Source organism: Roseomonas sp. WA12, from assembly GCF_054165765.1.
In genome coordinates, this window is the sequence record NZ_CM135108.1 from 315,553 (window position 1) to 335,230 (window position 19,678).

Annotated in this window: 20 protein-coding genes; 13 read left to right on the forward strand and 7 right to left on the reverse strand. The window is 68.8% G+C overall.

Annotation, left to right across the window (positions count from 1 at the left end; all coding sequences use genetic code 11):
* The first annotated feature begins 14 nt into the window (after nt 1–14).
* A complete protein-coding gene (locus ACVBD7_RS01460; protein ID WP_458095748.1) occupies nt 15–533 on the forward strand; it encodes an N-acetyltransferase family protein in 519 nt (172 codons plus the stop codon).
* Between the two features lie 122 nt (nt 534–655).
* Entirely contained in the window at nt 656–991 is a 336-nt protein-coding gene (locus tag ACVBD7_RS01465) for an NIPSNAP family protein (RefSeq protein WP_458095749.1), read from the forward strand.
* Nucleotides 992–1,037: 46 nt separating this feature from the next.
* On the opposite strand, the gene ACVBD7_RS01470 is transcribed toward ACVBD7_RS01465, so the two are convergent.
* Both ACVBD7_RS01470 and ACVBD7_RS01475 read right to left on the reverse strand, forming a co-directional pair.
* Nucleotides 1,038–1,916 (reverse strand): tripartite tricarboxylate transporter substrate binding protein, encoded by an 879-nt coding sequence (locus tag ACVBD7_RS01470; protein WP_458095750.1) that lies wholly within the window; start codon nt 1,914–1,916, stop codon nt 1,038–1,040.
* A gap of 189 nt (nt 1,917–2,105) precedes the next feature.
* Nucleotides 2,106–2,474 (reverse strand): hypothetical protein, encoded by a 369-nt coding sequence (locus ACVBD7_RS01475; RefSeq protein WP_458095751.1) that lies wholly within the window; start codon nt 2,472–2,474, stop codon nt 2,106–2,108.
* 56 nt (nt 2,475–2,530) lie between these two features.
* On the opposite strand from ACVBD7_RS01475, the gene ACVBD7_RS01480 reads away from it, so the two are divergent.
* Genes ACVBD7_RS01480 through ACVBD7_RS01500 form a run of 5 tightly spaced genes read left to right on the forward strand, consistent with a single transcriptional unit; the run spans nt 2,531 to nt 9,509 of the window.
* Nucleotides 2,531–3,463, forward strand: a complete 933-nt coding sequence (locus ACVBD7_RS01480) for an ArsR/SmtB family transcription factor (RefSeq protein WP_458095752.1) — start codon at nt 2,531–2,533, stop codon at nt 3,461–3,463.
* 10 nt (nt 3,464–3,473) lie between these two features.
* Entirely contained in the window at nt 3,474–6,974 is a 3,501-nt protein-coding gene (gene metH, locus ACVBD7_RS01485) for a methionine synthase (RefSeq protein ID WP_458095753.1), read from the forward strand.
* A gap of 25 nt (nt 6,975–6,999) precedes the next feature.
* Nucleotides 7,000–7,887 (forward strand): cation diffusion facilitator family transporter, encoded by an 888-nt coding sequence (locus ACVBD7_RS01490; protein ID WP_458095754.1) that lies wholly within the window; start codon nt 7,000–7,002, stop codon nt 7,885–7,887.
* 13 nt (nt 7,888–7,900) lie between these two features.
* Entirely contained in the window at nt 7,901–8,926 is a 1,026-nt protein-coding gene (locus ACVBD7_RS01495) for an energy transducer TonB (RefSeq protein ID WP_458095755.1), read from the forward strand.
* Between the two features lie 37 nt (nt 8,927–8,963).
* Nucleotides 8,964–9,509 carry a cob(I)yrinic acid a,c-diamide adenosyltransferase gene (locus ACVBD7_RS01500; RefSeq protein ID WP_458095756.1) on the forward strand — a complete coding sequence of 182 codons (546 nt, stop codon included), beginning with the start codon at nt 8,964–8,966 and terminating at the stop codon, nt 9,507–9,509.
* A gap of 23 nt (nt 9,510–9,532) precedes the next feature.
* Here ACVBD7_RS01500 and ACVBD7_RS01505 read toward each other — a convergent pair whose 3' ends face one another.
* The 5 genes from ACVBD7_RS01505 to ACVBD7_RS01525 all read right to left on the reverse strand — a co-directional run bounded on the left by ACVBD7_RS01505 (nt 9,533) and on the right by ACVBD7_RS01525 (nt 12,931).
* Entirely contained in the window at nt 9,533–9,817 is a 285-nt protein-coding gene (locus ACVBD7_RS01505) for a hypothetical protein (protein ID WP_458095757.1), read from the reverse strand.
* A 106-nt stretch (nt 9,818–9,923) separates the two neighbouring features.
* Nucleotides 9,924–10,460, reverse strand: coding sequence for a DUF4142 domain-containing protein (locus ACVBD7_RS01510; RefSeq protein ID WP_458095758.1), 537 nt, complete (start codon nt 10,458–10,460; stop codon nt 9,924–9,926).
* A gap of 93 nt (nt 10,461–10,553) precedes the next feature.
* Nucleotides 10,554–11,063: a ferritin-like domain-containing protein gene (locus tag ACVBD7_RS01515; RefSeq protein ID WP_458095759.1), complete on the reverse strand. Its 510-nt coding sequence runs from the start codon at nt 11,061–11,063 to the stop codon at nt 10,554–10,556.
* A gap of 44 nt (nt 11,064–11,107) precedes the next feature.
* Nucleotides 11,108–11,611, reverse strand: coding sequence for a YciE/YciF ferroxidase family protein (locus ACVBD7_RS01520; RefSeq protein WP_458095760.1), 504 nt, complete (start codon nt 11,609–11,611; stop codon nt 11,108–11,110).
* Nucleotides 11,612–11,812: 201 nt separating this feature from the next.
* Nucleotides 11,813–12,931: a M20/M25/M40 family metallo-hydrolase gene (locus ACVBD7_RS01525; protein ID WP_458095761.1), complete on the reverse strand. Its 1,119-nt coding sequence runs from the start codon at nt 12,929–12,931 to the stop codon at nt 11,813–11,815.
* Between the two features lie 86 nt (nt 12,932–13,017).
* Between ACVBD7_RS01525 and ACVBD7_RS01530 the strand changes: the two genes are divergently transcribed.
* The 6 genes from ACVBD7_RS01530 (at nt 13,018) to ACVBD7_RS01555 (ending at nt 19,664) form a co-directional block, all read left to right on the forward strand.
* Nucleotides 13,018–14,151 carry a threonine synthase gene (locus tag ACVBD7_RS01530; protein WP_458095762.1) on the forward strand — a complete coding sequence of 378 codons (1,134 nt, stop codon included), beginning with the start codon at nt 13,018–13,020 and terminating at the stop codon, nt 14,149–14,151.
* A gap of 600 nt (nt 14,152–14,751) precedes the next feature.
* On the forward strand, nt 14,752–16,074 hold the full coding sequence (gene dctA, locus ACVBD7_RS01535; RefSeq protein ID WP_458095763.1) for a C4-dicarboxylate transporter DctA: 1,323 nt from the start codon (nt 14,752–14,754) through the stop codon (nt 16,072–16,074).
* Nucleotides 16,075–16,450: 376 nt separating this feature from the next.
* Nucleotides 16,451–17,536 carry a class I SAM-dependent methyltransferase gene (locus tag ACVBD7_RS01540; RefSeq protein ID WP_458095764.1) on the forward strand — a complete coding sequence of 362 codons (1,086 nt, stop codon included), beginning with the start codon at nt 16,451–16,453 and terminating at the stop codon, nt 17,534–17,536.
* Nucleotides 17,529–18,311: a phytanoyl-CoA dioxygenase family protein gene (locus ACVBD7_RS01545; protein WP_458095765.1), complete on the forward strand. Its 783-nt coding sequence runs from the start codon at nt 17,529–17,531 to the stop codon at nt 18,309–18,311. Before ACVBD7_RS01540 ends, ACVBD7_RS01545 begins: the two co-directional genes overlap by 8 nt.
* Nucleotides 18,308–19,060 carry a class I SAM-dependent methyltransferase gene (locus ACVBD7_RS01550; protein ID WP_458095766.1) on the forward strand — a complete coding sequence of 251 codons (753 nt, stop codon included), beginning with the start codon at nt 18,308–18,310 and terminating at the stop codon, nt 19,058–19,060. Before ACVBD7_RS01545 ends, ACVBD7_RS01550 begins: the two co-directional genes overlap by 4 nt.
* On the forward strand, nt 19,053–19,664 hold the full coding sequence (locus ACVBD7_RS01555) for a GNAT family N-acetyltransferase (RefSeq protein ID WP_458095767.1): 612 nt from the start codon (nt 19,053–19,055) through the stop codon (nt 19,662–19,664). The genes ACVBD7_RS01550 and ACVBD7_RS01555 overlap by 8 nt, the downstream gene beginning before the upstream one ends.
* Nucleotides 19,665–19,678 lie beyond the last annotated feature (14 nt).

Sequence of the window (19,678 nt, forward strand, 5' to 3'; positions counted from 1 at the left end):
TCTACGCATCCCCCATGCCGATCCGCGACGCGACCCCCGACGACGCCCCCGCCATCGCCGCGATCTACGCGCATCACGTGCTGCACGGCACCGGCACCTTCGAGGAGGAGCCGCCGGCGGTGGAGGAGGTCGCCGCCCGGATCGCCCGCATCCAGGAGGCCGGCCTTGCCTGGATCGTGGTGGAGGAGGAGGGCAGGGTCCTCGGATACGGCTATTTCGCCAAGTTCCATCCCCGCTCGGCCTGGGGCCACACCGCGGAGGATTCCATCTATGTCCGCGACGACGTGCGCGGCCAGGGCGTTGGCAAGGCGCTGGTGGCGGAACTGCTGGACCGCGCCGAGGCGGCCGGCTTCCGCCAGATGGTCGCGGTGATCGGAGATTCGGAAAATGTCGGCTCCATCGGCCTCCACCTCTCCCTCGGCTTCAAGCAGGCCGGCATCCTCAAGGCCGTCGGCCTGAAGTTCGGCCGCTGGGTGGACGTGGTCTACATGCAGAAGGCCCTCGGCGAGGGCGACCGCTCCACCCCGGCCTAACCGGCCCGCATCCCTGGCCGCGTTGACGCCACCCGGCGGATATGGGCTCCTCCCCTGCGCCTGAATCGGGGGCCAACCGGCTCCGGCAGGCTCAGCCAGACCAAGAGGAGAAACGGACGGGCATGCTCCTGGACCACCGCACCTATATCTGCCGCCCGGGCACGCTGAAGCGCCATCTCGCGCTCTATGAGGAGCATGGCTGGGCGGTTCAGAAGCGCCATCTCGGCATGCCGCTCGCCTATCTCACCACCGAGACCGGCGACGTGAACAGCTACGTCCATATCTGGATGTACGAGGATGCCGCCGACCGCGCCCGCCGCCGCGCCGCCATGCAGGCGGATCCCGCCTGGGCCGCCTATCTGCAGATGAGCGCCGATGCCGGCTACCTGCTGTCGCAGGAGAACAAGCTGATGACGCCGGTCGGCTTCATCCCGGCGCCGCAGCGCACCCCGGAGTGAAAGGCCGCACCGCCCCTGCCATGCAGCATGGGCGGTGCGCCGTACTCTAGCCGGCGGTCACCCCCGCCCCGCGCACCACGCTGCCCCAGCGCGTCCGGTCCTCGGCGATGAAGGCGGCGAACTCCTCCGGCGTGCCCGCTCGGGCATCCGCGCCCTGCTCGCGCAGCCGCGCCACCACCTCCGCATCCGTCAGCGCCCGCCGCGTGGCCTCGTTCAGTGCGGCCAGGATGGGCGCGGGCGTTCCCGCCGCCGCCAGCAGCCCGAACCAGGAGGTCACCTCCACCCCCGGCACCGCAGAGGCCAGCGTCGGCGCTTCCGGCAGCATCGGCGTCCGCTCCGGCCCCGCCGTTCCCAGCGCCAATAGCCCGCCCGCGCGGATATGCGGCAGCACCGTCGGCGCATGGTCAATCATCATCAGCACCCGCCCCGCCAGAAGGTCCGCAATGGCCGGCGCGCTGCCCCGATAGGGCACATGGGTGAGCTGGATGCCCGCCTTCGCCGCGAACAGCTCGGAGGCGAGATGCGTAATCGCTCCCTGTCCGGAGGAGGCGAAGGTGACCTGCCCCGGCCGAGCCTTCGCGTGGGCGACCAGCCCCGCCACGTCCCGCGCCGGGACGGAGGGATGCACCACCAGCACCATCGGCACCGTGGCCACCATGGAGACCGGCGCGAAATCCCGGACCGTGTCGTAGGAGAGGCTGGGATAGAGATGCGGCGTGATCGCCTGGGTCGCGCTGGTACCGAGCAGCAGCACATGCCCGTCGGGCGCCGACCGCGCCACCGCCTCGGTCCCGATCGTTCCGCCCGCCCCGGTGCGGTTCTCCACCACCACGGGCTGCGGCCACTCGGCCTGAAAGCGGTTCGCCAGCGCACGGGCGAGAATGTCCGTGGCGCCACCCGCTGCGAAGGGCACGATCATCCGCATCGGCCGGCTCGGCCAGCCCGGAAGCGATGTCTGGGACCGGGCAGGACGCCCCGTGCTCCAACCGGCTGCCGCACCGAGCGCGGCCGCTATCAACGGGCGTCGTCTCACCCAATCCTCCCAGTCCCGGCAGGTTCGTCCCGCTCGAGAGGGAAATGCAGCACGCAGCTCGGGCGCGCCGCAAGCCGCGGATCAGCCCGGCCGGTATCGCGCCGAGACCACGCCGTCCATGTGCAGGATCACGTCCAGCTCCGTCTGCCGGTCGGGCGAGGGCAGCAGCGCGACCACCCGATCGAACCAGGGTACAACGCCCTTCACCCGGTCCAGGAACAGCGCGTCCAGCGCCTGCGCCATCGGAACCCGCCCGACGCAGCAGGTGCAGGCCGCCGGATGCGCCGCGCCCGGCTCGAACCCGGCGCTGGCGACGATCCCGGGCGGGAGGAGGGCAGGGGGCTCCTCCGCCAGCAAGGCGACCTTGGCACCGCCGGCAAGGCTCGCGGCCAGCGCTGCCTCACTCCCGACGATGGAGAGGGGGATACGGCCATCGGCAAAGACGGGCATGGGGCGGGGGCTCCTTTCCAATAGACATAAAGATATTGTTATGTCATGTTCAAGCCATGGACGAGACCCTGGCCCAGCTTCGTGCCGCCGCCGAGCCGACGCGGCTCCGCCTGCTCGCGCTCTGCGCCCGCGGCGCCCATTGTGTCACCGATCTCTGCGCCGCCCTCGGCCAGTCCCAGCCGCGCCTGTCGCGCCACTTGAAGCTGCTGGTGGAAGCCGGGCTTCTGGAACGCATGCCCGAAGGATCCAACGTCTATTTCTCGCTCGCGGCCCGGGCCGACTTGGCGCGCGCCATCCTCGCCCGTCTGCCCGAGGATGACCCGCTTCTCGCCGCCGACCGCCGCCTCGCCGCCCGTCTCGGCGCCGAACGTGTCCGCGCCGCTTCCGAGGCCTTTCGCAGCGCCGGCGCCGACTGGGACGAGATGCGCGCCCTCGGCCTGCCTGCCGCCGCGATCGAGGCCGCGCTGCTGCAGGCGTTGCCCGACCGCATCGGTCGCCTGCTGGATATTGGTGCCGGCACCGGCCAGCTTCTCGAACTCGTAGCCGACCGCTGCGACGCGGCCCTCGGCGTGGATGCCAGCCGCGATATGCTGGCCCTCGCCCGCGGCCGCCTCGCCGAGCGTGGCCTCGCCCCGCGCTGCGCCGTGCGCCAGGCCGACATGTACCGCCTGCCCTTCCCGGATGCGGGCTTCGACGCCGTCACGCTGCAGATGGTGCTGCACTATGCCGAGGATCCTGCCGCGGCCTTGGCCGAGGCCGCGCGCGTCCTCTCGCCCGACGGCACGCTGCTGATCCTGGACCTCGCCCCCCATTCCCGCGCCGAGCTGATGGAGCGCCACGCCCATCGTTGGCCCGGCTTCGACGACGCGCAAATCGCCGGCTGGCTCGGCGAGACCGGCTGCGCCCTCTCCCCGCCGGTGGACGTGCCCGGCCCCCTGAATGTCCGCCTGTGGTCCGCGCATCGCGCGACCGCCGTGCAGCCCGCCTGAGAGAGTGAGAATGTCCCGACCGCATCTGCTCGACGCCCTCCGCGACCGCGTGCTGCTCTGCGACGGCGCCATGGGCAGCCGCGTGCAGGCCCTGACCCTCGATATCGAGAAGGACTACTGGGGCCAGGAGAACTGCACGGAGGTGCTGAACCTCTCGCGCCCCGACCTCGTGCGGGAGATCCATCGCGGCTACTTCGAGGCCGGCGCCGACATGGTGCTGACCAACACCTTCGGCGGCAGCCCCATCACCCTCGGCGAGTTCGACCTGACCGCCCGCACGCGCGAGATCAATCGCCGCGCCGTCGAGCTGGCGCGCGAGGCCGCCGAGAGCTTCGGCGACAGCCGCCACCGCTGGGTGATCGGCGATATCGGCCCCGGCACCCGCCTGCCGAGCCTTGGCCACATCCCCTACGACACGCTGGAGGATGCGCTCACCGAGCAGTGCCGCGGCCTGATCGAAGGCGGCGCCGATGCTCTCCTGACCGAGACGAACCAGGACACGCTGTTCATCAAGGCCGCCGTGAACGGCGCCAAGCGCGCCATCGCGGAAGCGGGGGTGAACATCCCCATCTTCGTGCAGGTGACGGTGGAGACGACCGGAACGCTGCTCGTCGGCCCCGACATTGCCGCGGCCGCGACGGTGATCGACTCCCTGGACGTCCCGCTGATCGGCCTCAACTGCGCCACTGGCCCGCAGGAGATGGCCGAGCACGTTCGCTGGCTGTCGCAGAACTGGCGCGGGATGATCTCCTGCCAGCCCAATGCCGGGCTGCCCGAACTGGTGGATGGCGCGACGCACTACCCACTCGGCGCCGAGGAGATGGCGAGCTGGATGGAGCGCTTCGTCCTCGAGGACGGGATGAACCTCATCGGCGGCTGCTGCGGCACCTCCATCCCGCATATCCAGGCGCTGGACGGGATGCTGCGCAAGCTCGGTGGCGCGAACCACCGCCCCGCGCCGGTGCTGCGCAAGCCTGTCTGGATCCCGTCCGTCGCCAGCCTCTACGGCTCTGTCGCGCTGCGGCAGGAGAACGCGTATTTCTCCATCGGCGAGCGCTGTAACGCCAATGGCTCGAAGGTGTGGCGCCAGCGGCAGGAAGCGCATGACTGGGACGGCTGCGTCGCCATCGGGCGCGAGCAGGTCGCCGAAGGTTCCAACTCGCTTGACGTCTGCACCGCCTTCGTCGGCCGCGACGAGATCGCGGAGATGAACGAGGTGATCACGCGCTTCACCTCCTCCGTGAACGCGCCCCTCGTGATCGATTCCACCGAGACCCCGGTGATCGAGGCCGCGCTGAAGCTGCATGGCGGCAAGCCCATCATCAACTCGATCAATTTCGAGGATGGCGAGGGGCACGCGCATGAGCGCCTTCTGCTGGCCAAGAAGTTCGGCGCCGCCGTCATCGCGCTTACCATCGACGAGGTGGGCATGGCGAAGACTGCGGAGGACAAGCTGCGCATCGCCGAGCGCCTCGTGGACTTCGCCTGCACCAAGCACGGTCTGCCGCAATCCGACCTGATGATCGACCCGCTGACCTTCACCATCGCCACGGGCAACGAGGACGACCGCAAGCTCGGCCAGTGGACGCTGGAGGGCATCCGCATGATCCGGGACAAGTTCCCGGACATCCAGATCATCCTCGGCCTGTCCAACATCTCCTTCGGCCTCAACCCGGCCGCCCGCCACGTGTTGAACAGCGTCTTCCTCGATCACGCCGTGAAGGCGGGGATGACGGGCGCGATCGTCCACGTCTCCAAGATCAAGCCGCTGCACCTCATCCCGCCCGAGGAGGTGCAGGTTGCCGAGGACTTGATCTTCGACCGTCGCGCCGAGGGCTACGACCCGCTGCAGAAGCTGCTGGAGGTCTTCTCCGGCCGCAAGGCGGCCGACACCGCCAAGCGCGCCAAGGCCGAGACCGTGGAGGGCCGGCTGAAGGACCGCATCGTCGACGGCGACCGCAAGGGGCTGGATGATGAGCTGGCCGACGCGCTCGCCAAGGGCATCGCCCCGCTCTCCATCATCAACGACGTGCTGCTGGACGGCATGAAGGTGGTGGGCGAGCTGTTCGGCGCCGGCAAGATGCAGCTGCCCTTCGTGCTCCAATCCGCCGAGACCATGAAGGCCGCGGTCGCCTATCTCGAGCCGCACATGGTCAAGGTGGAGGGCCAGGAGAAGGGCACGATCGTGCTCGGCACGGTGAAGGGCGACGTGCACGACATCGGCAAGAACCTGGTCGACATCATCCTGACCAACAACGGCTACAAGGTTGTCAATCTCGGCATCAAGGTGCCGCTGGCCGACATCGTCACCGCCGCCAAGGAGCACAAGGCGCATGCCATCGGCATGTCAGGCCTGCTGGTGAAGTCCACGGTCGTGATGCGCGAGAACCTGGAGGAAATGTCCCGTCAGGGCGTGGACATCCCGGTCATGCTCGGCGGCGCCGCGCTGACGCGCAACTATGTCGAGGACGACTGCGTGAAGGCCTATGCCTCCGGCCGCGTCGCCTATGCGCGCGATGCCTTCGACGGCCTGCACCTGATGGACCGGGTGATGGGCAACGGCTTCGACGACTACCTCGCCGCTCTCCAGGCCAAGCGGACAGGCAAGGGCCGCAGCGAGCGCCGCACCCTCGGCACGGCGGATGCCCGCGGCTTCGCCCCAGTCGAGATCGGTTATGCGAAGGAACGCCGCCATCGCATGACGGCGGATGAGCCCGTGCCGACCCCGCCCTTCTGGGGCGCCAAGGTGATCGAGGCCCCGACCAAGGCCATCGTCCCCTTCATCAACGAGCGCAGCCTCTACCAATTCCAGTGGGGCTTCCGGAAGCAGGGCCGCTCCCTGGACGATTTCCTGGGCTGGGCGAAGCAGGAACTGCGCCCGGTGCTGCGCCGGATGCTCGGCATCGCCGACGAAGGGCAGATCCTCAAGCCGCAGGCCATCTACGGCTATTGGAAATGTGCCGGTCAGGGCAACGACCTCATCCTCTTCGAGGAGGACGGCGTCACCGAGGTCACCCGCTTTACCCTGCCGCGCCAGCCCAAGGAGGATGGCGACTGCATTGCCGACTTCGTGCGCGACATCGATGATGGCCCGGAGGGACGCGATGTCATCGGCCTGCAGGTCGTCACCGTCGGCCAGAAGGCCAGTGACATGGCCCGGGAATGGTTCGAGGAAAACCGCTACCAGGACTACCTGTACCTGCACGGCCTCTCGGTCGAGATGGCCGAGGGCATGGCCGAATACGTCCACAAGCGCATCCGCGCCGAGCTCGGCTATGCCGGAGAGGACGCGCGAGACATGGAGAAAATGCTCTCCCAGGGCTATCGCGGCGGCCGCTACTCCTTCGGCTACCCCGCCTGCCCGAAGCTGGAGGACCAGGAGCCCTTGCTGCGCCTGCTGAAGGCCGACCGGATCGGAGTCACGATCTCGGACGAGTGGCAACTGCATCCAGAGCAATCCACCTCCGCGATCGTGCTGCACCACCCGCGCGCGAAGTACTTCTCGGTCTAGGCCCAGGCGGGCTATTCGGGGGCGGATGAGTCCCACCGAACGCACCGCCTGGACCAGCCTTGGCGTCGGCCTCACCGTGCTCGCCCTCAAGGGGGCGGCATGGTGGCTGACTGGCAGCACGGCCCTCTTCGCCGACATGCTGGAAACAGTGGTGAATGTCGCCGCCGCCTCGGCCGCGCTCGCCGCCGTCCGCTACTCGGCCCTACCGGCGGACGACAACCACCCCTATGGCCACGCCAAGGTGGAGTATTTCTCGGCGGTGCTGGAAGGCACGCTGATCCTCGTCGCCGCCTCCATGATCCTGCAGGAGGTGTACCAGTCCCTCTGGCGCCTCCGTGCGCCCGACCAGCCGGCCCTGGGCCTTGCCCTCTCCTTCGTTGCCACCGTCATCAACGGCACATGGGCCACCATCCTGCGAAGGCGGGGCAAGCGTCTGGGATCGCCCGCCCTGGTGGCCGATTCGCATTACCTCATGTCGGATGTGGTGACCTCGGCCGGGGTGATCGTCGGCGTGGGCCTGGTCGCGATGACCGGCCTCCTCTGGCTCGATCCCGTGCTGGCCGGCGCCACCGCCATTATGATCCTCTTCTCCGGCGCTCGCCTGCTGCGCGAAAGCGTCGGCGGCCTCATGGACGAGGCGGTGCGGCCGGAGGAATTAAGCCAGATCCGTGGCCTCCTCTCCGCCGAGGCCACCGGCGCACTGGAGGCGCATGACCTCCGCACCCGCCGCGCCGGGCGGATCACCTTTGTCGAGTTCCACCTTGTCGTCCCCGGCGCCATGCCGGTCTCCGAGGCGCATGACATCTGCGACCGCATTGAGGCGGCGCTGAAGTCCACCCTTGGCAGCGCCGTCATCACCATTCATGTCGAACCGGAGGGCAAGGCGAAGCATAGCGGGGTGGTGGTGCTTTGACGCGCGGCGGGCGGTGAGCGGCGCCGTCGATCGCGAGGTGACCGGCACGGCTTGGCCCTTCGCCCCGGTTGCCGCCCCGGCCTGGCGCCCGCGGGCCCGGCGCGCCCGGGCGCGTCGTTGGGCCTGGTGGGTTGCAGCGCTGCTGCATGTGGCCTTGATGGCCGCCATCCTGCTCGATCTCGGGCCACGGGACCTGTCCGAGCCGCTCGTCCTCGAAGGCACGCCGCTTGTCTGGGAAGGACTGGTGGGCGCGGGGGAGGGGGCGGAGACGCTCTCGCCCCAGCTCACCGCCCCACCGCCCGCACCCGAACCTGCCGCCTCCGCCCCGGCCGAACCCCCGCCGCCCCCGCTCTCCGAACTGCCGCCAACGGCCGCGCCGCCCGCCGCCGGCCCAGCAGCGCCCGAGCCAGCGCCCGCCGAGGCTGCCGCTTCACCCGCCCCAGCGTCGCCAGCGACTCCCGAGGCCCCGCCATCTTCCGCGCCGGCTCCTGCGCCCCCCGTTCCCTCGCCGCCAGCGCCACAGCCGGCGCAACCCGCCCCGCCCCGGCCCGCGGAGCCATTGCCTCTGCCGCTCCCACCAGCCCCCGCTCCGCCACCGCGTCCGGCTCCGCCCTCACCGGCTGCCCCGGCAGCGTCTGCCCCCGCATCAACTCCACCGGCCTCACCCGCGACGGCCGGTGCGCCAATGCGCTCCGTCGAGGTGCCGATTGCCCCCGGCGCCATCCGGCTCGGGGCCGGGGCCACCGGCGCGCCCGGCGAGAGCCGCGCGGTCGGCGCCCCGCAGCCCGGCTGCCAAGACGTGATCGGCTATCCGCCGGACGAGCGAAGGCGTGGCATCACCGGCGCGGTCGTGTTCCGGCTGCGGATTTCGGATGACGGACGGGTGGTGGAGGCGCGGCTGGTCGAGCCCAGCGGCTCCTTCGCCCTCGACGAGGCGGCCCAGCGCGGCATCCGCCGCTGCCGCTTCGTTCCGGCCCTGCGGGACGGCGTGCCCGTCTGGGGCAGCCGGGACTACCGTGTCGTGTTCAACCTGAACTAGTCATCCAGGCTGGCCCGCGCGCCGCAAAGGAGAACCCATGGTCAAGCTGGACGTGATCACCACGCGCGGGGGCGATTCCGGGCAAACCTCGCTGGGCGATGGTACGCGCGTGCCGAAGGACGCTGCACGGATCGAGGCGCTCGGCGCCGTGGACGAGGCGAACACCGCCATTGGCCTTCTTCGCCTGCACACCGCTCAGGAGGAGGACGCGATGCTCGCCCGCATTCAGAACGACCTGTTCGATCTCGGCGCCGATCTTAGTGTGCCGGGCGAAGGGGGCGGGCTGCGGGTCTCGCCTGAACAGTGCTTGCGGCTGGAACGTGAGCTCGCCAGCATGAATGCCGAACTACCCCCGCTGCGCTCCTTCGTGCTGCCCGGCGGCACGCCCGCCGCCGCACATGCCCATCTTGCCCGCGCCCTCTCGCGCCGTGCCGAACGGGCGGTCGTGGCGCTCGCCGCGGCCGAGAAGGTGAACAGCGATGCCATCCGCTACCTCAACCGGCTGTCGGACCACCTCTTCGTGCTCTCGCGCAGCCTGAACATGGGGCAGGACCCGCTCTGGCAGCCTGGAGAAAATCACTGAGAGACAGGAAGCGTTGAGCGCGGCTAGCGGGTCCGGTCGAATATCGCCCGCAGTTGCTGGCTGAACAGCCGCTGGTTGCTCTCCATCATTTCAAGCAATCGGCGTGCTTCGGGCAGGAGATGCTTCAACTGCATCGCCTCCATCCGCTCGACCAGCGCGCGCTGCCGCGCGAGCCGGACATCACTCTCCCTCGCGCGCCGGAGAGCCATTTCAAAGGGTGTTTCTTCGCAGTTCATCCCGCTCTCGGCTGTGGCCGGCGAGGCGGATGAATGGCGCCGGATGCGCCAGAGGGCATCAACATGCGGCAAGTCGGGACACCGCAGCGTGGCACAGAAGTTCGCGCGGGCGTTGGCTCCTCGCGGAAGAGTAGCGGAGCACAACCGGGAAGGGACCGGTCATGCTCCGCCTCATTGGTCAGGCGCGCGAGTTGATCGCCTGCAGGAAGGCCAGGTGCTCGCGGATGCGGTCGATTGCCAGAAGGGCAATGGCGCGGTCGGCGGCCGGGGCGGCGCTGCTCTGCGAGATGGCGGTGTAGACGTTCAGCGCCTCCTGATGGCCCTGGGTCTGCGCCATCACGAACATGCGGTCGAATTCGGCGCCCGAGGCCGACTGCAGCTGGCGCAGCATGGCGGCCTTCTCCGGCGGCGGCGGGGGCGGCGTCATGCCCTCACCCAGAAGGGTCATGGCCTGCATGATGCCCTGCTGCTCGCTCACCTCGAAGGGCGCGAAGCGGCGCAGCTCCGGCCGCTGCGCCTTACTGGCGCCAAGCTGGGCGGTCTGCATCAGGAAGGCACCGCCCTGCAGCGCGGTGGCGCGCAACGTCATCGGACCCGCATTGGCGGCGAGCTGGCCGGGGGGCTGGTTCGGCTCGGCGGTCGCAGCGCAGCCGGCAAGCCCTGCACCGGCGAGGACGAGGCCGAGCATGCGCCGGTCGAAAAGGTTGGATGTCATGACGGGTCACTCCGTGGGGGGGAAGGAGGGAACGACACGCGCGGCCGTGGCACCCGGATCAGCACGTCAGATCGGGCGCCACGGACGGGGGGGTCAGATACCGGCGGTCGTTCCCTGGATGGTACGGGTCGCATAGGCCCGCACGGTCGGCTCGAGATTGTCGGCGCACCACTGCGCCATGCGCTCTTCCTCCTGGAGCGACTGGCGCAGCGCCAGCGGCCCCTGGTTGTCGCCAGCAAGCTCAGCGAGGACGAGCAAGGACTTGTAGGAGGCGATCTCGAAGTGCTCGAAGGCGAAGTTCGCCAGGCTGTTCTTCAACACTTCGTCCTGCATCGGCGCATGGGCAAGCGCTGCCATATTGCCCATGAGGCCCGTGACGAGGTCCTTAGCGGTCGAGCTCGAGGTGCCGAGCGAGGCGAGGATCTGGTCCAGCCGGTCGCGCTGCTGCTCGCTCTCGGTGATGTGCCGGCGCAGAGCCTGCTCCATCTCCGGATAGTTCTCCAGCCGCTCAACCTGGCGGGAGAGCAACTGGATCGCCTGCGCCTCCAGCGCATGGGCATTGACCAGGCCGGTCACGTAAAGGTCTTGGGCACTCTGCTGCATCGGATGTCCTCTTCTTCGGTTTCAGTCAGGCGGGCGGAGACGCGTCAGGCGTCCTCCTGCTCCTCGCTCAGGGCAGCGGGCAGGATCGCGGAGCGAGTGACCTCGGTCAGCAGCTCGTCCTGCGCCTTCTCCTCGCCCAGCGTCTGCGCCAGCAGGTTGACGACTTCCGTCTGGCCGAGCGCCTTGGACAGCTCGACCATCGTGCCGTAGGCGGCGATCTCGTAGTGCTCCATGCGCTGCTGGCTCGCGACGATGACGAGGTCGAGCACCGGGCCCTTCTCGTACTCCTCGAGCTCGTGCTGCGCTTCTTCGACCAGGCCGCGCATGGCCTCGCACACCTTGCGGCCGGGCTTCGCGCCAAGCTTCTCGAGCGCCTGCTCGACGCGCCCACGCTGTTCCTCGCTCTGCGCAATATGCGCCTCAAGGCCCTGCTTCAGCTGCGGCTCGGACGCCTTGCGCGTCGCGCGGCGCATCGCTTGGATAACCTGCTTCTCGGCGCTGAACGCGTCCTTTAGCTGGTCGACCATCATCTTTTGCAGTTCCGCCATCACTGGCATCCCCTCGTGCTCTGGTGTTTTCACTCACCGGAACAGCTCAACGCGGGGCGACGCGTACGGGTTGGCCTGGACCCCCAAGAATTCAGATTGAAATGCTCAGTCTCTGTCCGTCTTTGTTGCTGATTTACATAAGTTAATTGCGCGCGGTGAGGCGAGGGAGGGGACCTCGCCTACAAGGGAATCGAACGTCGATCAGCCCGCGGATGAGGCACTCAGCAGACGACGGAACAGCGGTACCGCGGCCGCCAGTTCGGTCAGCGGCACGAATTCGTTCGGCGAATGCGCCACGCCGATATCGCCGGGGCCGAGCACCACGCAGGGTGCCATGGCGTTCAGCCGCGTCGCATCCGTGCCGAAGGGAACTGTACGTGCGGCTTGACCCGTCACAGCCTCGGCGGCGCGCACCAGAGGATGCTCCGGCGGCAGCTCGGGCGGCGAGCCGTCGATAACGTAGTTGAGCGTCAGCCCCGCGCGCGCGGCCGCCTCCTCGATCGCGCGGACCACCGGCGCCGGATCCAGCGCGCGGGAGTAGCGGAACTTCATCCGCGCCGTGGCGCGCGCAACGGTGACGTTGATCGCGGTGCCGTGGTTGTCGATCACGATGTTCAGGTCGGGGAAAGGCGGCTCGTAGCCGGCATCCTGGAAGTCTGGCTCCTCGCGCAGCCGCGCGTGCAGCGCGCGCATCTCGGATAGGAAGGGGATGAGCGCGAGATTGGCGTTCACCCCGATGCCCGTGGAGGAATGCGCCTGGCTGCCCTGCGCCACTGCTTCGAAATTGATGGTGCCACGATGCCCGCGAATGGGCGCGAGCCGCGTCGGCTCGGCGACGATGATTCCGCGCAGTGCCGCGCGGCGCGCGAGTGCCGAGCTCTCGGCGATCAGCGCGGCGCCTGCCTTGGTCGTCTCCTCGTCCGTGGTGATCAGCAGCGTCACCGGGACATCCGCCGGCAGCCCGCGCGCCGCCACGATGCAGGCCGCGACCGGCCCCTTCATGTCCGCGCTGCCCAGGCCATGCATCATGCCGTCCGCATCGACGCGCGCTGAGAAGGGATCCTCCTGCCAACCCGTATCCGGCACCGTGTCCATATGGCCCGATAGTGCCAGCCCACCCGGCCCGCCGCGATGCGCAACGATGGCGCGCTTGGCCACGCCATTCGCATCGGTGAAGTCCAGCCGCTCGATCTCGAAGCCCGCCAGCTCTGCCTCCACCCGCTCGGCCACCGGCAGGTTGGAGACGAAGGAGCGGCTGTCGATGCGGATGAGGTCGGCGGCGAGGGCGGCGACGGCCTCGGCATCAGTGCGGTCTGTCATGGGTGGGGTATCCCTTGCGGGCTGCGCGGCGGCAAGACAGGTTGCGCGCCGCCCAGCCATCCGGCCCCAAGCCACGAGGACAGACCGTGACCGCCTATCTCGACCCGCGCAGCGGCCGGACCTGGTCGCTCAACACGCCGCGCTGGTGCGGTGACGAGGGCCAGCCGCTGCTACTGACCGACCTGCCCGGCATCACCCGCGAGGCGATTGATCCCACGGCCCTCGGCCTGTGGCGCTACGCCGCCGCGCTGCCCTTCCGGCCGCGCCAGGCCATCGCCATGGGGGAGGGCCGCACGCCCCTGCTGTCCCGAAGGCTGGAGGGCGTGGACGCGCTTCTGAAATGCGAGTGGCTGATGCCCACTGGTTCCTTCAAGGACCGCGGCGCCTCGGTGATGCTCTCGCTGCTGCGGGACCAGGGCATCACCGCGGTGCTGGAGGATTCCTCCGGCAATGGCGGCGCCGCCATCGCCACCTATGCGGCGGCCGGCGGCATGCGTGCCCGCATCCTGGTGCCGGACAGCACCTCCCCCGCCAAGACCGTGCAGTCCCGCGCAGCGGGCGCCGAGATCCAGCTCACGCCCGGCTCCCGCCAGGACTGCGCGGACGAAGCCCTGCGCCAGGGCAACGACCCCAGCTCCGGCTTCTTTTACGCAAGCCATAACTGGCACCCTTTCTTCCTGCAGGGCACCAAGACGCTGGCCTATGAATTGTGGGAGGACCTCGGTTACCAGGCGCCCGATGCAGTGGTGATCCCCTGCGGCGCCGGGTCCAACGTGCTGGGCTGCGACATCGGCTTCGGCGAGTTGCTCCGCGCCGGCGCCATCTCTCGCTTGCCGCGCCTCTACGCCGCCCAGCCCGCCAATTGCGGTCCCCTTGCGCGCGAAGCCCTGGGCCTTCCGCCCGAGCCGCCGCGCCCGACCATCGCCGAGGGCACCGCCATCGCCCAGCCCATCCGCCCGGCCGAGGTGCTCGGCGCCCTGCGCCGCAGCGGGGGGGGCGGCGTGCTGCTGGACGAGGCGGAGATCGCAGCTGCGTCGCTCGGCCTCGCGCGCCAGGGCATCTATGTCGAGCCGACCTGTGCTCAGGCCGTCGCGGCCCTCGGCAAGCTGGCCGCCGATGGCAGCCTGCGCCCGGGGGAACGGGTGGTGGTGGTGCTCACCGGTACGGGCCTGAAATCCACGCCTCGCTACGCCGAGATGCTGGGCATCGGGCCGGTCTGACGCCTGTCTGCGCCATGGAGCATCAGGGCCAGGTTGCCGGAAACAAATTCAGGTGAATCCCGGCACTTGGCCCTCGACGATGCCCGTTCGTCCCGCATCATCCTGCAACTCGATCCGCCCCTGCTGACGGGGACAACCGCGGTCCCGGTCTGGCCCATTGCATGATCGACTATGGGCCCTCGGCCCAGCCGATGTGATTGATCCTGATAGATGCCTTTGGCGCTGCTGGACCGTGCCGGATCCCAAGCTGCGGATACAAGCAGTCTGGTCGCTGCGGTGGGACCAGGGAGGAGGCTATTCCAGCCGCCCGCGACCATTCAGGTTCCATCTGTTTTCAGCGGCACCCTTCTGGCCAAGCCGCAGGCGCAGCCTTTCCTAAACGGCCAACGTTACGGCGCGGCCGATGGAGATACCTGAGCCAAGTACCGGCCTGGTTACATTAAGTGGAGTTCATCGCCAGTACATGTGCGCGTGAAGCCATGACTTGCGCGCGGGGCGGTTAGCCCCACAGCTTCATTGTCCTGTATAAGTCATCTGTCATAAGGGCGCCCGATAACGGGCGGGCCTTGCTTGCGGCCTTCCCACGCACGGAAGCCCGCCATGATCAGACGCGCCCTCTCCCTGCTCTACGTGCAGGTTCTCATCGCCATTGTCCTCGGCATCGCCGTTGGCGTGATCTGGCCCCACACGGGTGAGGCCATGCGGCCGCTCGGGGACGGCTTCGTCAAGCTCATCCGCATGGTCATCGCGCCGGTTGTGTTCTTCACAATCGTCCACGGAATTGCCTCGGTGCGGGATGCGCGCAGCGTCGGCCGCGTGGGCATTAAGGCGCTTTTCTATTTCGAGGTGGTGTCCACCTTCGCCCTCGTCATCGGCCTCGCCGTCGCCAAGATCTTCAAGACCGGCTCGGGCTTCAACATCGACGCCAGCCAGATGAACGCCGCCGCCATCCAGGGCTTCGCCCAGCGCGCGGCGAATGACAGCGTGGCCGCGCATCTCATGGCCATCATCCCCGACAGCTTCGTCGGCGCCTTCGCCAATGGCGACCTGCTGCAGGTGCTGCTGCTCGCCGTCCTCACCGGCTTCGCCATCAACGCCCTGCCCGACCGCCTGCGCGAGCCGATCTCCCACGCCGTGGACGCCGCTGGCGCCGTGTTCTTCGGCGTCGTCTCGATCGTGGTGAAAGCCGCCCCCGTCGGCGCCTTCGGCGCCATGGCCTTCACCATCGGCGCCTATGGCTTCGGCTCCCTGCTGCGCCTCGGCGAGCTGGTGGCCACCTTCTACCTCACCGCGCTGTTCTTCGTGATCGTGGTCCTGGGCAGCATCGCGCGGTTCTGCGGCTTCTCCATCTTCCGCTTCATTGCCTACATCCGCGAGGAGCTGCTGATCGTCCTCGGCACCTCCTCCAGTGAGAGCGTGCTGGCGCAGATCATGCGCAAGATGGAAGCCCTTGGCGCCTCCCCGAAGGTCGTCGGCATCACCGTGCCGCTGGGCTACTCCTTCAACCTGGACGGCACGAACATCTACATGACGCTGTCCACCATGTTCCTGGCCTATGCCACGAACACGGACCTGACGCTGGGCCAGGAGCTGACCATCCTTCTGGTCGCCATGCTCACCTCCAAGGGCGCGTCCGGTGTCACCGGCGCCGGCTTCATCACCCTGGCCGCCACCCTCTCCGTGATCCCCGACATTCCCATCGCGGCGTTGGCCGTGCTCATCGGCATCGACAAGTTCATGAGCGAGGTGCGCGCCCTCACCAACCTCGTCGGCAACGGCGTCGCCTGTCTCGCCATCTCCCGCTGGGAAGGCGAACTGGACCCGAAGGCGCTGCGCCAGGCCCTCGGCGCGCGTGCCATCGTCGGGGCCGGCGCGCCCGGGCCGGTGGTGCCGCTGCCCGAGCCGTCAAAGGCCGGGAACTGAGAGCGGCCCGTGGTCGCTCCCGGGAGGGAGAAGGAATTCTCCCTCCCGGACCCTCCCTCATCTTTTTTTTGCCTGGCTGCCGCGGGATGTGGGACTTGCGGTTCGCCGCGGGGCTGCGAGACAGGTGCGCGAGCGCGGCAAACGAACTCTGGCCTGCGGCGGCTCTCATCAGTGAGGGCATCGCAGCGGTCTGAGTCCGGGGTTTGAGAGGCTTGTTAACTCACCGGCGCGGGACGACCGCTCAGATTACGCTCCGGGATCCGGGAAGCTGGTTTCCCACAGAGGCCAACACTCGGCCGCGGGCGCGTGCCCGTCGTTAACCGCCCTTTAGACGTCCTGCGCGACACTGCGGCCGCCACAAGATGTAGGCCGCCCGATGACGCCCGAGCCCGATCGCACCCTCGTCTTTCCGGCGGGAATGCCGGAGGCACTCGCCTTTCGTGAACGCGCCGAGGCGTGCGGCGGCACGGTGGTTGGTGCCTCTTCCGTCGGGGACGATCCCGCCCGCCAATCCTACGCGGATTGGGAACACCTCCCCTTCGTCACCGATCCTGGCTTCGACATCGCGCTGGCGGGGCTGATCCGCCGGCACGGCATCGGCTCGGTCTACACCCCGCACTTCGTCGTGCACCGTCATCTCGCCGAACGGCTGCAGGCGATCGCGCCCGGCACCGTGCTGCAGGCCTGCCGTTCCCCGGATGACGAGGACCGCGCCTATCGCGCGCTGCGGCAGCGCGTCGCGGCGCTGCCCCTCCTCTCGCCAACCGGCCCGGCCCGCCCGGCGCTCACACCACTGGAGCGTACCGGCCTCGTCCGCCTGATCGGCACCATCCCCGGCATGTGTGGGGAGGAGAAGATGGTCGCGCTGATGGAGGTCATGCGCCGCACCCCGGGGGGCGACATCGTCGAGATCGGGTCCTGGTGGGGCCGCTCGGCAGCCCTGCTCGTCCTGCTGGCGCGTCGCTACGGCATCGGCCCCGTGCTCTGCATTGATCCGTGGGAGGACGCGGCCATGCAGCAGGGCAACGCCCTGCTCGACAGCGCCAGCATCCGGCTCGACACGGAGGAGGCGCTCCGGATCTTCGAGATCAACCTCTCGCCCCTCGCCGATGGGCGCCTGAATTACCTCCGCGCCCGCTCCACCCATGCCGCGCGCCTCTACATGCCGGGGCTGGAGGTGAGCAGCGCCGCCTTCGGCAGCACCCGATATGCGGGCGCCATCGCTGTCCTGCACATCGACGGCAACCACGCGCGCGAGGAGGTGGAGAGCGACGTTGCTCTCTGGACGCCCCATGTCCGGCCCGGCGGATGGATCATCTTCGATGACTACGAATGGGCCTTCGGCAAGGGCCCGCAAAAGGCCGCGGATGGCTTCGTGGCGCGAGAGGGCCGCCGCATCGCCGCCACCTTCCGGGCCGGCCCCGCCCTGCTCGTGCAGCTGCGGAGCGATGGCGATGAGTGAGCGTGCAGAGTCCGGGGAGTTGATGCGGACCCGCGGTTGGGTCCTGTTCGAGAGGGTGGTGCCGCCGGAGCAACTTGCCCCGATACGCCAGGCGGCGCTCGACAGCATCGAGGATTGCGGCCGGCGTCAGGTCGCTTCCGGGGCAGCAGCCGCGCCGGACGGCACGGCGCATCACGCGCTCGGCCAGTACCCCGCTCTCGATGCCTTCCTGGAGCACTGCCCGCTTCAGGAGGAGGTGGCGCGCCAATTCGGAGGCCAAGCCTTCATCCTGCACGCCTTCAACCCGGTTTGCGTCAGCCCCGGCACCGCCAGCTATGTCCATCGCATCCATCGCGACGTGCGCACCCATGCCGGAGAGTTCCGGATGATGCTGAACATGCTGGTAATGCTGGATCCGTTCACGCTGGATAATGGCGCGACCTATGTGCTCTCCGGCTCCCACCACGCGCCGAAACCGCCACCTGGGGCGCTGTTCCGTGAACAGGCGGAACGCCTGATCGGCCCTGCGGGAAGCATCGTGCTGTTCGACAGCAACCTTTGGCACGCCGCTGGCGAGAACCGCTCGGGCCATGCGCGCGCGGCACTGACCCTCAGCTTCAGCCGCGCCTTCATCAAGCAGCAGATGGATTATCCGCGATTCCTCGGCGCCGAGTACGGACGCCGCCTGTCGCCCAGGATGCGCCAGCTCCTCGGCTACAACGCGATGGTGCCGACCTCCTACGACGAGTTCTACCGCCCGCGCGAGGCGCGTCTCTACAGAGAGGACCAGGGATGAACATGACGACCAGCCCTGCACGGGACTTCGACCGCGAGGCCGGCCAGTTCGGCGAACGTCGCTACAACTACGATTTCGACGCGATCCTGCGGCACTACATGATGCAGGCCTTCGAACCCTTCCTGCCCTCCGGCCGCGCGCTGGAGCTCGGCTGCTATCTCGGCGAATCCACGGAGCTGCTGGCCGCCCGCTACGAGGATCTGACCGTCGTCGAGGCCGCGCCGAGCCTTTTGGAAGCCACGCGCGCCGGGCTGGGAGGCCGGACCCGCTTCATCCTCTCCACCTTCGAAGAGCTGGAGACCGACGAGGTGTTCGACGCCATCTTCCTGATCAACACGCTCGAGCATCTGGACGACCCGGTGGGCGTCATGGCGCGGATTCGGCGCTGGCTCGCGCCGGGCGGACGCCTCTTCGTGCTGGTGCCCAACGCACAGGCCCCATCGCGCCAGATCGCGGTCGGAATGGGCCTGATCACGCACAACGCCGCCGTCACGGAGGCGGAGCGGAACAACGGCCACCGCAACACCTTCTCCTTCGACACGCTGGAGCATGTCGCCCGTAGCGCAAGCCTGCGGACGCTCCATCGCGGCGGGCTGATTTTCAAGGCGCTCGCCAACTTCCAGTTCGACGCGGCGCTGAAGGCCGGCATCATCTCGGAAGCCTATGTTGAGGCCTGCTATGGGCTGGGGATGAGATATCCCGAGCTCTGCGCCAGCATCTTCCTGGTCTGCGAGCGCGGGAATGACTGAGATTGCGCTGGACTGGCCTGCCATCGCGCTGACCCCGCTCGGGGCTGGGGATGTCGTCCGCCTTCATGCTTGGCAGAACGAGCCCGGCCTGCGTGACCTCACCATGGGTTTCCGCGGCCCGGTGGCGAAGGAGACGACCGCCGCCTGGGTGCGCGGCCTCGCCGAGGGCAACCTGCGCAACCGTGTCGTCTTCGGCATTCGCCATGACCAGGCGCTCAAGGGTCTGGCGCAGCTCCACTCCATCGACTGGGTGCAGCGCAGCGCCATGCTCGGCCTCTCCATCGGGGACAGGGCCGATCGTGGCGCGGGGCTGGGCTTCGCGGCCGCCTCGCTGCTGCTCGACTACGCCTTTGCTGGGCTGGACCTGCAGCGCGTGGCGCTTTCTGTTCTCCACGCCAACGCTGCAGCCACCCGCCTCTACGACAGGCTCGGCTTCACGCGGGAGGGGGTGCTGCGCTCCGCCTTTTTCCAGGCGGGGCGGCGGGAGGATGTCGTGCTCTACGGCTTGTTGCGGGCGGAATGGCAGCTTTCCCTGCCGCCCGAAGCAGCGCGTCTGGTCGCCACCTCTCCTGAACAGGGGCGGGTGGAAGCCAGTCTGACCTAGGCACTGCAATCTGC

Coding starts and splice junctions, on each gene's coding strand:
- ACVBD7_RS01500 (WP_458095756.1), top strand. CDS start 8,964: ATGGTCAAGCTGGACGTGATCACCACGCGCGGGGGCGATTCCGGGCAA.
- ACVBD7_RS01520 (WP_458095760.1), bottom strand. CDS start 11,611: ATGGCGGAACTGCAAAAGATGATGGTCGACCAGCTAAAGGACGCGTTC.
- metH (WP_458095753.1), top strand. CDS start 3,474: ATGTCCCGACCGCATCTGCTCGACGCCCTCCGCGACCGCGTGCTGCTC.
- ACVBD7_RS01515 (WP_458095759.1), bottom strand. CDS start 11,063: ATGCAGCAGAGTGCCCAAGACCTTTACGTGACCGGCCTGGTCAATGCC.
- ACVBD7_RS01550 (WP_458095766.1), top strand. CDS start 18,308: ATGAACATGACGACCAGCCCTGCACGGGACTTCGACCGCGAGGCCGGC.
- ACVBD7_RS01475 (WP_458095751.1), bottom strand. CDS start 2,474: ATGCCCGTCTTTGCCGATGGCCGTATCCCCCTCTCCATCGTCGGGAGT.
- dctA (WP_458095763.1), top strand. CDS start 14,752: ATGATCAGACGCGCCCTCTCCCTGCTCTACGTGCAGGTTCTCATCGCC.
- ACVBD7_RS01555 (WP_458095767.1), top strand. CDS start 19,053: ATGACTGAGATTGCGCTGGACTGGCCTGCCATCGCGCTGACCCCGCTC.
- ACVBD7_RS01465 (WP_458095749.1), top strand. CDS start 656: ATGCTCCTGGACCACCGCACCTATATCTGCCGCCCGGGCACGCTGAAG.
- ACVBD7_RS01460 (WP_458095748.1), top strand. CDS start 15: ATGCCGATCCGCGACGCGACCCCCGACGACGCCCCCGCCATCGCCGCG.
- ACVBD7_RS01525 (WP_458095761.1), bottom strand. CDS start 12,931: ATGACAGACCGCACTGATGCCGAGGCCGTCGCCGCCCTCGCCGCCGAC.
- ACVBD7_RS01490 (WP_458095754.1), top strand. CDS start 7,000: ATGAGTCCCACCGAACGCACCGCCTGGACCAGCCTTGGCGTCGGCCTC.
- ACVBD7_RS01545 (WP_458095765.1), top strand. CDS start 17,529: ATGAGTGAGCGTGCAGAGTCCGGGGAGTTGATGCGGACCCGCGGTTGG.
- ACVBD7_RS01510 (WP_458095758.1), bottom strand. CDS start 10,460: ATGACATCCAACCTTTTCGACCGGCGCATGCTCGGCCTCGTCCTCGCC.
- ACVBD7_RS01540 (WP_458095764.1), top strand. CDS start 16,451: ATGACGCCCGAGCCCGATCGCACCCTCGTCTTTCCGGCGGGAATGCCG.
- ACVBD7_RS01480 (WP_458095752.1), top strand. CDS start 2,531: ATGGACGAGACCCTGGCCCAGCTTCGTGCCGCCGCCGAGCCGACGCGG.
- ACVBD7_RS01470 (WP_458095750.1), bottom strand. CDS start 1,916: ATGCGGATGATCGTGCCCTTCGCAGCGGGTGGCGCCACGGACATTCTC.